Origin of the sequence: Streptomyces luteosporeus (assembly GCF_039532865.1) — a bacterium.
GTDB lineage: Bacteria > Actinomycetota > Actinomycetes > Streptomycetales > Streptomycetaceae > Streptomyces > Streptomyces luteosporeus.
The window spans coordinates 151,284-162,534 of record NZ_BAAASL010000016.1; the positions used below are offsets into that span (position 1 = coordinate 151,284).

At 71.1% G+C, this 11,251-nt stretch carries 8 protein-coding genes and 1 tRNA gene; 3 read left to right on the plus strand and 6 right to left on the minus strand.

Annotation, left to right across the window (positions count from 1 at the left end; translation table 11 throughout):
• Nucleotides 1-50: 50 nt before the first annotated feature.
• A complete protein-coding gene (locus ABD361_RS21475) occupies nt 51-698 on the minus strand; it encodes an ANTAR domain-containing response regulator (RefSeq protein ID WP_344437073.1) in 648 nt (215 codons plus the stop codon).
• A 97-nt stretch (nt 699-795) separates the two neighbouring features.
• Here ABD361_RS21475 and ABD361_RS21480 point away from each other — a divergent pair.
• Nucleotides 796-870 (plus strand) — tRNA-Leu (locus tag ABD361_RS21480).
• A 119-nt stretch (nt 871-989) separates the two neighbouring features.
• A complete protein-coding gene (locus tag ABD361_RS21485) occupies nt 990-1,766 on the plus strand; it encodes a helix-turn-helix domain-containing protein (protein WP_344437074.1) in 777 nt (258 codons plus the stop codon).
• 251 nt (nt 1,767-2,017) lie between these two features.
• Here the strand turns inward: ABD361_RS21485 and ABD361_RS21490 are convergent, their stop codons facing one another.
• Together ABD361_RS21490 and ABD361_RS21495 are read right to left on the minus strand one after the other, a co-directional pair.
• A complete protein-coding gene (locus ABD361_RS21490) occupies nt 2,018-2,278 on the minus strand; it encodes a hypothetical protein (protein WP_344437075.1) in 261 nt (86 codons plus the stop codon).
• A gap of 534 nt (nt 2,279-2,812) precedes the next feature.
• On the minus strand, nt 2,813-3,235 hold the full coding sequence (locus ABD361_RS21495; RefSeq protein WP_344437090.1) for a MarR family winged helix-turn-helix transcriptional regulator: 423 nt from the start codon (nt 3,233-3,235) through the stop codon (nt 2,813-2,815).
• A 183-nt stretch (nt 3,236-3,418) separates the two neighbouring features.
• Here ABD361_RS21495 and ABD361_RS21500 point away from each other — a divergent pair, with 183 nt between their 5' ends.
• Complete coding sequence (locus ABD361_RS21500; RefSeq protein WP_344437076.1) at nt 3,419-3,796, plus strand: cupin domain-containing protein; 378 nt, start codon at nt 3,419-3,421, stop codon at nt 3,794-3,796.
• 150 nt (nt 3,797-3,946) lie between these two features.
• Here ABD361_RS21500 and pyk read toward each other — a convergent pair whose 3' ends face one another.
• The 3 genes from pyk to ABD361_RS21515 all read right to left on the minus strand — a co-directional run.
• Nucleotides 3,947-5,383 carry a pyruvate kinase gene (pyk, locus tag ABD361_RS21505; protein ID WP_344437077.1) on the minus strand — a complete coding sequence of 479 codons (1,437 nt, stop codon included), beginning with the start codon at nt 5,381-5,383 and terminating at the stop codon, nt 3,947-3,949.
• Between the two features lie 145 nt (nt 5,384-5,528).
• On the minus strand, nt 5,529-6,254 hold the full coding sequence (locus ABD361_RS21510; protein ID WP_344437078.1) for an SIMPL domain-containing protein: 726 nt from the start codon (nt 6,252-6,254) through the stop codon (nt 5,529-5,531).
• Nucleotides 6,255-6,330: 76 nt separating this feature from the next.
• Nucleotides 6,331-11,251 (minus strand): SDR family NAD(P)-dependent oxidoreductase (locus tag ABD361_RS21515; protein WP_344437079.1); only part of this gene is annotated, 4,921 nt, incomplete at its 5' end.

The window sequence follows — 11,251 nt, forward strand, 5'->3', positions numbered from 1 at the left end:
CCCCGACCTGGCCAAACGACCAGATCAGGGCCCCTGGGCCAGGGGACGCACTACCCTCGCTGAGCCTTCTTCTCCTCCGCGTCCTGGATCACAGCCTCCGCCACCTGCTGCATCGACATCCGCCGATCCATCGACGTCTTCTGAATCCACCGGAACGCCGCCGGCTCCGTCAGCCCGTACTGCGTCTGCAGAATGCTCTTCGCCCGGTCCACCAGCTTGCGCGTCTCCAGCCGCAGCGAAAGATCCGCGACCTCCTTCTCCAACGCCCGCAACTCCGCGAACCGCGACACCGCCATCTCGATCGCCGGCACGACATCGCTCTTGCTGAACGGCTTCACGAGATACGCCATGGCGCCCGCATCCCGCGCCCGCTCCACCAGCTCCCGCTGCGAGAACGCGGTCAGCATCAGCACCGGCGCGATCGACTCCCCCGCGATCCGCTCGGCCGCGGAGATCCCGTCCAGGACGGGCATCTTCACGTCCAGGATCACGAGGTCGGGGCGGTGCTCCCGGGCCAGCGCCACGGCGGTCTCCCCGTCGCCCGCCTCACCGACGACGGAGTAGCCCTCTTCCTCGAGCATCTCCTTCAGATCGAGACGGATCAGCGCCTCGTCCTCGGCGATCACGACACGGGTGGTCTGCGGAGGGGTGTGCTGCGGCTCGTCGTCGACAGGCGGCTGGGGCTCGGCGGCGCTCACGGGTCTCCTCGGTACGGGCAGATGCTGCTCGCATGAGCCTACCTAGGTCGTGTAGTTTTGAGCACAGAGGGGGTATAGACTGCCCTTGGATTGCAAGGCCCCGGTAGCCCAATTGGCAGCAGGCGATGGATTCAAAACCCATACAGTGTCGGTTCGAGTCCGACCCGGGGCACTTTACCTTCGATTCGAAGGTCGGCTAGCGGGCCTGTTCGATTGGGGATCTTCATCCCCACCGGTGAACATTGCTTCGAATCGGCTCGTCCGCGGCAGGCCCGAGGCACGCTCGCGTCTGTGTACGACATCGAAACGCGGCGGCGCGCCCTCGCACTCGTTGCTCAAGGGCGCAGCCTCAACTCCGTCAGCAAGGAAACCGGGATATCCCGGTACGCCATCCGCTCGTGGCAGACCAAGCTGGAACCGACGTCACGCGCCCCCACTACGTGTGCCCGCTGCTCCCCGACTCCGCACGCACCGCCGGAGCCCGCCGCCTACGTCTACCTGCTCGGCCTCTATCTGGGTGACGGGCACATCATCCACTACCGCAAGCATCGAAGCCCCAGCCTCTCGATCGCCTGCGGCGACGCTTGGCCAGGACTGATCGATGCCGCGGCGGAGAGCGTGAGCACCGTCTTCCCCAACAACAAGCCGTTCCGGGTCCGCGGGACCGGGTGCACCTACGTGAAGGTCTATTCGAAGCACCTGCCATGCCTGTTTCCTCAGCACGGACCGGGCAAGAAGCACGAACGGCTCATCGCCCTGCAAGCATGGCAACAAGACCTCGTCGACGCTTTTCCCTGGAGGCTCCTGGCGGGCCTCATCCACTCCGACGGCTGCCGCATCACCAACTGGACCACGCGTGTCACGAACGGAGTGACCAAGCGGTACGAGTACCCCCGGTACTTCTTCACCAACACATCCGCCGATATCAGGCAGCTGTTCACCGACACCCTCGACAAGGTCGGTGTCGAGTGGAAGTCCACCCATCAGAGCCGTAAGGCGCCGAACATCTCCGTCGCCCGCCGCGCCTCCGTCGCCCTCATGGACGCCCACATCGGCCCCAAGTACTAGGGGCCAGCACCCCGAAGGGGCGCGGGGAACTGCGCGATCAGCCACCCACGGCCCGCAGCCGAAGCACCACCGGCGGGGTCCGGGCACCGCACGGCACTCCGTCCGCGGGCGCGTCGTGGCTTGTCGCGCAGTTCCCCGCGCCCCTGACGGGGCGCCCTGGTCGCCGCCCGCCGCGCCCGGATGCGCTCTGCTGCGGTCCCGCTGGCGCAGCCCGGGCCCAGCAGGCGGCGTCCCACACCACCGGTGTCGCATCAGTCTCCAAGGCGCAATGCGTGAATCAGGCCCAGATCATTTACGACCCGGTTTTCGACCTGGTGAACGTCCTCGTCGACTTCGTTGTAGACGTCCCCGCCTTCGTCTTCCACAGCCCCGATGATTCCGCCGCCCTGGGCTGGAGCGGCGGCGGGGGCGGCGTGAGCGGTGGCGGCTCCGGCGAGCATCACTGTCGCGGTGAGCACAGCTGCCATGGCGGCCCGTTTGGCCAGGCGGCGGATGATCTCCGGCTTGTTCATGACCAGCTCCTTCTTGTCGTTGGTCCTGGGCCCGTACCACGGTGTGCAAGGCCCTCCGGCGCACGCGGGCCCGGTGGTAGCCGTCCGGCGCGGACAGCCTCGACGCTGAGGGTCAGCAACGGCAGGAGGGGCACCGCCCCGATGCCGCGGCTCCAGCCCGTCCCCCGACCCGCCGCATGGCCCTCCCCACCACACGATTTCCCGCCCAGGAAGGCTCCCCGCGCTTGTTGCCAGCCCTCCGCGCCGCAACCATCGGGCGACCGCCCAAACATCTGGACCATTCACCGAGGGAGCGCAACCTCGCGCGGCATGGGGTGCAAGGGGTCAGGTGGTTCGTCGTCGTCGACGAGCGCTCCACCGCAGTGGTGCCGGTTCGCTGCCGCCGCCAGCAGCCAGGAGGGGGTGTGGGATCCCCGACCGGTCCGCTCGCGAGGGAGCCGGAAGGCCGGCGCGTACGTAGCGCCGGCAGGGGCCCGGTAGATGGTGCCACGGCCCGCCGGACCGAAAGAACGGCCTGGGTGACGAGCGCGGGGTTCACCACACGGGGCGCAGGGGCGGCGGCTCGTCACCGCCCAGGGCGCGGACCAGCCGGGCGAGTTCGGCGTGGAGGGCGGGCAGGTCGGGGCCGTCGGACCGGTCGCCGAGCTCCGCCTCCAGCCGGTGCATGACGCGTCCGGCGACGGCCAGATGGGTGTGGGCCGCCTCGGTGAGGACGACCAGTTTCCGCCGCCCGCCTGCCGGATGCGGCACCCTGCGGACGTAACCCGCCGCCTCCAGCTGGTCGACGAGCTGCCCTGCCGCCTGCTTCGTCACCCCCAGCCGCCCCGCGAGCTCGCTCGCGGTGGCGCCGCCCCCGCGCAGGAGCTGGAACGCCATGCCGTGCACGGGCCGCAGGTCCCCGTAACCGGCCTCCGCCAGGCGCGCGTTGAACTCCCCCAGCAGGAGCTGGAAGCCCATGCCGAGCAGGAAGGTGAGTTCGAGGCCGGGGAAGGGGTCGTCGGCTCGGTTGATCGGGTCGTCGGTCACGGAAACATGCTGACACACGAAAGTAAAGCTGCTTTACTCATCCCGCCGCCCTGCGAGTAAAGCAGCTTTACTCGTATCGGCGTCGCCCTTCCCGCAGCAGCCCCTGGAGCAACGATGCACGTCATCAGCCCGTCCCCCGACCGCACGACCACCACCCCCAACGCCGTCATGACCCACCTCGCCGCCCCCAGTGCGGGCAGTGCGGAACTGAGCACGTGGCGCGTCCGGATGGAGCCGGGCGCCGCCGGCCCCGAGCACGTCATGGACCGCGAGCAGGTGTGGACGGTGCTCGACGGCGCGCTCTCCTTCACCGCCGACGGGACCACCACGACCGTCCGCGTGGGCGGCACGGCCGTCCTGCCGCCCGGCGTGGTGCGCCAGGTGCGTACGGCGGACGACGCGGGCGCCGAGGCGCTCGTCGCCATGCGCGCCGACGGGCAGGTGTCCGTACCGGGGCAGCCGGGCTCGCGCGCGCTCCCCTGGGCCGTCTGAGCGCCCTCTCCGCCGCCGGCTACCCCGTGCCGGCGCGGCACGGCCGTACCGGCACGGACCGGCATGCCGAGCGTCGTGGCGGCACGGTCCACGATCACTCGGTGCCGCGGGGCCGGCAGGTCGTCCAGGAGATGATCCGAAAGGAACGGCCTACCCCTTGGGGGCGTCGTCCTCTCCGATGTGGTGGACCCGCACCAGGTTCGTCGTGCCGGGGGTGCCGGGGGGTGAGCCTGCCGTGATGATGACCATGTCGCCGGGCCGGCAGCGCCCGATGCGCAGGAGGTATTCGTCGACCTGGTTCACCATTTCGTCCGTTGTCTGGACCATGGGGCCGAGGAACGCCTCGACGCCCCACGTCAGGTTCAGTTGCGAGCGTGTCGCCGGTTCCGGGGTGAACGCCAGCAGCGGGATCGGTGAGCGGTAGCGCGAGAGGCGGCGTACCGTGTCACCGGATTGAGTGAAGGCCACCAGGTACTTGGCGCCGAGGAAGTCGCCCATTTCTGCGGCGGCGCGGGCTACGGCGCCGCCTTGGGTGCGGGGCTTGCTGCGTTCGGTGAGGGGTGGCAGGCCCTTGGCGAGGATGTCTTCTTCCGCGGCGGCGAGGATGCGGCTCATGGTGCGCACCGTTTCCACCGGGTGCTTGCCGATGCTGGTTTCGCCGCTCAGCATCACCGCGTCGGTGCCGTCGATGACGGCGTTGGCGACGTCGGAGGCTTCTGCTCGGGTGGGGCGGGATGCGTCGATCATCGAGTCGAGCATTTGTGTGGCGACGATGACGGGCTTGGCGTTGCGCTTGGCGAGTTTGATGGCGCGTTTTTGGACGATGGGGACGGTTTCGAGGGGCATTTCGACGCCGAGGTCGCCGCGGGCGACCATGATGCCGTCGAAGGCGGCGACGATGTCGTCGAGGTTGTCGACAGCTTGGGGTTTTTCGATTTTGGCGATGACGGGGAGGCGGCGGCCTTCTTCGTTCATGACGCGGTGGGCGTCGTCGATGTCGTGGGCGTTGCGGACGAAGGAGAGGGCGATGATGTCGGCGCCGGTGCGGATGGCCCAGCGGAGGTCTTCGACGTCTTTTTCGGAGAGTGCGGGGACGGAGACGGCGACGCCGGGGAGGTTGAGGCCTTTGTGGTCGGAGACCATGCCGCCTTCGAGGACGAGGGTCTTGACGCGGGGGCCGTCGATTTCGACGACTTCGAGGGTGACGCGGCCGTCGTCGACGAGGATGCGTTCGCCTTTGGTGACGTCGGCGGCGAGGCCGGGGTAGGTGGTGCCGCAGTGGTGGCGGTCGCCCTGGGTTTCTTCGACGGTGATGGTGAAGGTGTCGCCGCGTTCAAGGAGTACGGGGCCTTCGTGGAAGCGGCCGAGGCGGATCTTCGGGCCTTGAAGGTCGGCGAGGATGCCGACGTTGCGGCCTGTTTCTTCGGCGGCCTTGCGTACGCGCTGGTACCGGGCCTCGTGGTCGGCGTGGGTGCCGTGGCTGAGGTTGAGGCGGGCGATGTCCATGCCGGCCTCGATCAGTGCCTTGATCTGCTCGTACGTGTCGGTGGCGGGGCCCAGGGTGCAGACGATTTTCGCTCGGCGCATGTCTCGACTCTAGGACCTACTGACCGGTAGAGAGTTCGCCCGCCATAACCTGCCAACGTCGTTTGTATGAACCGTTGTTGACACCTTGTGAAACGTGCAAGGGGGCGCTCCGATGAGCGCCCCGGGGTGTTCTCCGACGGTGTTTTCAGAGCACTGGTCGGGTCATCGTAAAGCGGGCGTTGACGTGGGCGTGGACGGTCTGGCGGCGGGGTTCGAGGTCGAGGGCGGGGGCGCTGTCGGGGGCGCCGCCGTAGGCGGCGGAGCGCATGACGGCGCCGGGGGGTGCGGGCACGGGTCCGGGGGCGGGGGTGTTCTCGGCGCCGATGTCGGCGAGCTCGACGACGGCGACGAGTTCGGCGCCGAGGGCGGCGGCGTATTCGCGGGCGCGTTGGACGGCTTCCTGGACGGCGCGGCGGCGGGCTTCGCCGTGGACGGGTGAGTCGGGGCGCAGGCTCCACCAGGGTCCGTCGATGCGGGTGAGGTCGAGGTCGGCGAGGCGGGTGGCGAGTTCGCCGAGGGCGGTGAAGTCGGTGAGGGTGGTGGTGAGGTGGACGTGGCCGTGGTAGGCGCGGATGCGTTCGCCGCGGCCTTTGTCGTGGAGCTGGGGGGTGAGGGTGAAGGTGCCGGTTTCGGTTTTCTCGACGGCGTCGCCGTAGGTCTTGAGGAGTTCGAGGACGTGGTGGTTGCGGCGGGTGAGGTCGTCGAGGGTGGTGCGTCGGTCGGTGCCGCGGGCGGTGATGGTGATGCCGAGGTGGGCGATTTCGGGGTCGGCTTCGATGCGGGCTTCGCCGCGGACGGCGATGCGGGGGGTGTCGGGGGTGCCATAGGGCAGGGGGGCCGTGTCCGCCGGGGTGGTGGGGTGGGTGGTCATGGGTCGAGGGTTGCAGAGCTTGAGGTCTTGCGGGAGCGGGGCCGGGGTCCGGGGTTCGGTCCGGTAACGGGGGCGGTCACGGGGGTGGTGGTGCCGTCTCCTCGGGGTGCTGCCGGTCCAGGCCCAGGCGGGTGTGGACGATGCGGGCGATGTCGGTGATGGTGCCGTTGCTGCGCAGGATTTCCATGGGTGGGACGTCGATGTCGAACTGCTGGCGGACGGTGACGAGGAGTTCGCTGCCCATGAGGGAGTCGAGGCCGTACTGGTCGAGGCGGCGGTGGGGGTCGAGTTGGTCGGTGGGCATCTGGAGGACGTCGGCGAGGAGGGTGGTGAGGGTGTCGGTGATGGATTGCAGGGCTTCGTCGGGGGGCAGGGCGGCGAGGGCGGCGAGGATGTCGTCGCGGCTTTGTCCTGCGCTGTCGACGAGGACGGGCAGGAGGGTGGTGAAGCGGGGTGCGTGCAGTCCGGGGAGCAGCCTGACCATGGGTGACCAGGCGAAGCGGCCGATGACGGTGGCGGGGCTGCCGCGCAGGACGTCGTCGAGGGCGGTGAGTGCTTCGGCGGTGGCGAGGGGTTCGAGGCCGGCTTGGGCGAGGGTGCGGGTGAGGTTGTTGCGGGCGACGTAGCCGGTTTCGCCGAGGGCGCCCCAGGCGATGGTGGTGGCGGGTCGGCCGTGGGCGTGCCGGTGGCGGGTGAGGGCTTCGAGGTAGAGGTTGCCGGCGACGTAGGGGGCCTGGGTGAGGTGGCCGATGGTGGCGGCTGCGGAGGAGTGGGTGAGGAAGAGGTCGACGGGGTGGTGGGTGGTGAGGTGGTGGAGGGCGGCTGCTCCGGCGAGTTTGGGTGCGAGGACGGCGCGGAGGCGTTCGTCGGTGAGGTCGGTCAGGGGCGCGTCGTCGAGGTGCATGGCGGAGTGGACGATGCCGCGCAGGGGGTGGCCGTCGGCTGCGGCCTGGTCGGCGATGGCCTGGAGGGCGGTGGGGTCGGTGGCATCGGCGGTGTGGGCGTGGGCGGTGGTTCCTTCGCCGGTGGCGTCGGTCAGGCCGGTCAGGTCGGTGAGGAGTTGGTGGGCTTCGGGGGTGTGGGGGCCTCGGCGGCCGACGAGGGCGAGGTGGCGGGCGCCGCGGTGGGCGAGGTGGCGGGCGGTGGCGGCACCGAGGCCGGTGAGGCCGCCGGTGACGAGGTAGGTGGCGGTGGGGTCGAGGGTGGGTGGGGGCTGGTGGCGTTCGATGGTGAGGGGGTCGTCGTCGGGGTCGACGGTGATGACGACTTTGCCGATGTGGCGTGAGTGTTGGAGGAGGCGGTAGGCCTCGGTGATGCGGGCGGCGGGGTAGGTGGTGTGGGGCAGGGGGCGGTAGCGGCCGGTGCGGATGTGGTGGGTGACCTGGGCGAAGTGGGTGGCGGCCTGGTCGGGCCGGTGGAGGAGGAGAGGGAGGTCGACCGCGTGGAAGGTGATGTTGCGGTCGAAGGGGCGCAGGGGCAGGGAGTTGTCCTGGTGGATGTCGCGTTTGCCGAGTTCGATGAAGCGGCCGCCGGGGCGGAGGGTTTCCAGGCCGCGGGGGATGGCTTCGCCGGCGAGTGAGTTGAGGACGACGTCGACGCCGCCGGTGAGGGTGGGGATGGTGTCGGCGAAGGCGAGGCTGTGCGAGTCGAGGACGTGTTGGACGCCGAGGTCGTGCAGGAAGGCGCGTTTGGCGGGGGTGCCGGCGGTGGCGATGACGTGGGCGCCGTGCAGGCGGGCGTACTGGAGGGCGGCGAGGCCGACGCCGCCGGCGGCGCTGTGGATGAGGAGGGTTTCGCCGGGGGCGAGGCGTGCGAGGTGGCCGAGGCCGTAGTGGGCGGTGAGGAAGACGACGGGGAGGGTGGCGGCTTCGGTGAAGGTCATGGTGTCGGGCAGTCGTCCGACGGCGTGTTCGACGGTGCGGACGTGTGAGGCGAGGGCGTCGGGGGCGAGGGCGAGGACGCGGTCGCCGGGGGCGACGGTGGTGACGCCGGGGCCGGTGGCGGTGACGATGCCGCTGCATTCCAGGCCGGGGCCGGGGACGTGGGAGGTGCCGGGGAAGGGTTCGGCGGGCAGGACGCCGAGGGCGTGCAGGACGTCCTTGTAGTTGAGGGCCGCGGCGCGTACGGCGATGACGACTTCGCCGGGGCCGGGGGCGGCCGGGGGTGGGGTTTCGCGCCAGACGGGCCGGTGGGCGAGGCCGGGGTCGCGGATGGTGAGGGCGTGGGCGGGGGCGTGGTGGCGGTCGGTGGTGCCCTGGGGGGTGTCGGTGACGTCGGTGAGGCGGGGGACGAAGCGTCCGTGGGCGGTGAGGCAGATCTCGTCCTCGTCGGTGGGGGTGAGCACCTCGCGCAGGAGGCGGTGGGCGTCGGTGGCCGGGTCGTCGGTGCGTTCGAGGGACAGGCGGCGGACGGTGATGCGGGGGTGTTCGTGGGCGAGGGTGCGGGCGATGCCCCAGGGGACGGCGTCGAGGGGGGCCTGGGGTTTTTCGGGGACGGGCAGGACGCCGCTGGGGCGGGTGACCAGCCACAGGTGGACGTGTACGGCGTCGGGGAGGCGGTCGCAGGCGATGGCGACGGCGCGCAGGACGGCTGCTTTGCGGGTGGCGCGGGTGAGGAGGGTTGCGGGGTCGGTGGGGTCGGGGTCGTCGTCGGCGTCGTGGAGGAGGACGAGGGTGGCGGTTCCGGTGGTGGGGAGCAGGTGGTGCCAGTGGTCGGGGTCGGTGGTGGCGGGGGTGGGGGTGGGGTGGGCGCCTGCGGTGTGCAGGGCGTGGGCCACGGCGCGGGGCAGGTCGCGGGCGGGGTCGCCGGTGATGATCCAGGTGCTGTCGGAGGCAGGTGACGGAAGGGCGGGTGCCGGGAGAGCGGGTGACGGTGGGCCGGACGGCAGTGGCGCGGACGGCCGTGGGCCGGAGGGCCGTGAGCCGGACGGCGGCGGCACAGACGGCCGTGCGCCGGAGGGCCGTGGGCCGGAGGGCGGTGCGGTGGTGCTCGTACCGGTGCGGCGGTCGGTGGTGGGTACGGCGGCCAGGAGGACGGACATCGTGGTGTCGCGTGCGGGGTGTCCGTCGTCGGCGCGCAGGACGTCGGTGAAGCCGCATTGCGTCAGCAGCCGGGGCCAGCGGCGGGCCGGTGGCATGAGGGTGGTGGGGCGCAGGTCGCGGTCGGTGAAGGACCAGAAGCTCTCCATCGTTCCGAAGAGGGGTGCGACGAGGACGGCGTCGTGCAGTTCGACGGCGAGGAGGCGTCCGCCGGGGGCGAGGAGGCGGTGGACGCGGCGGAGGGCGGCGGTCAGGTCCTTGGCGGTGTGGAGGGCGTTGGCGGCGATGACGAGGTCGAATCCGCCGGGTGTCAGGTCTTGTTCCTCGGGGTCGTGGTCGAGGTCGAAGGTGCGGTAGCGGACGTGGTCGTGGGCGGCGAAGCGGGCTTGTGCGCGGGGGAAGGGGAGGGGGGAGGCGTCGGTGAAGAGGTAGTGGGTGCGTTCGGGGGGCAGGACGGGCAGGACGGCTGCGGTGGTGCCGCCGGTGCCGGCGCCGGCTTCGAGGATGTGCAGGGGCCGGTCGGCGGGCCAGTGGTGGACCATTTCGCGGACGAGGTCGCGCAGGGTGAGGTTGCGGTCGCGGGTGTAGGGGACGGTGTCGTAGAACTGCTCGAGTCGTTCGATGCCGTCGTCGGCGAGCAGGGCCTCGGTGGGGTCGAGTTCGCCGCGCAGCAGTTGCGGCAGGACGCGGAACATGCGGCTGTAGAGGTCGATGAGGGCCACTGATTCGGGGAACCGGGTGAGGTACGTCTGCGCGTAGGTCTGCCAGGGGGCGATGGTGTTCGTGGTGTGCCACTGGTGGGTTGTGGTGCGTGCGAGCAGTCCGTGGCGTTCGGCGACGTGGGCCATCAGGTCGATCAGGTGCCGGTGGCGTGGGAGGACTCCCCCGTGGGCGAGGACGTCGTCGACGGTGAAGGGGCTGCTGCCGGGGAGCAGTTCGGTGAGGGTGGCGGCGTAGGCGTGGGCGCTGACGCGGCGCAGCAGCCGTGTGCCGCGTTCGGCGTGGCGGCGGCTGCGGGTCCGGTCGGGGTCGGCGATGCGGGGCCGGATGGCGTCCAGGAGTGCGGTGTTTGTGGGCAGGGGGCTGGGGGCGCAGGGGGTGCCGGGGTGGGGTGCGGTGCGCATGGTGTGGGCGTAGCGGAGCACGGGGGTGGAGCGCATGCGGTCGACGCGGCTGAGGCGGCAGCCTTCCATGACGGCTGTGGTGTTGCCGGTGGGGTCGGTGAGGACGATGTCCCAGCACAGTTCGGTGGCGGTGCGGGTGCGTTGGCGGACGTGGATGTGTCCGTCGGGGGGTGGTGGGCGCCAGAGGCGTACGGCGTCGATGGCGCTGGGAAGGTAGGCGGTGGAGGCGTCGGTGACGAGTTCGGTCATGAGGGTGACGGCGGTTTGGAGTGCGGCGTCGAGGACGGCGGGGTGGGCGGTGCAGGCGTCGTCGGGGTGGGGGTTGTGGTAGGTGGCGAGGGCTTCGTCGGCGGTGGCGCGTACGTCGCGCAGGAGGCGTAGGCGGGGGCCGTAGTCGAGGCCGGCGGCGGAGAGGGTGGCGTAGAGCCGGTCGGCGTCGGTGGGTGGGCCGCAGTGCTCCTGCAGGGCGGGGATGTCGAGGGGGGCGGGGGGTGGGGCGAGGAGGCGGCGGACTCGGGCGCGGACGTGGGGGCGGGGCAGGGCGGTGGGGGTTTCGGCGGTGGCGATGGTGAGGGTGCCGACGTCGGCGAGCGTGGTCTGGAGGTGGGTGCGGCCGGGGTCGTCCCAGGGGACGACGAGGAGGCGCAGGTGGAGGCCGCGTGCTTCGACGGGGGCGTGGTGGATGCGCCGGCCTGCGGCGAGGGCCATTTCGGCGTAGGCGGCGGCGGGCATGACGACGGATCCGGTGATGCGGTGGTCGCCGAGCCAGGGGACGAGGACGGGTTCGACGGGGCCGCGCCAGGTGGGCGGGTGGGTGGGGAGGCGGTCGCCGAGG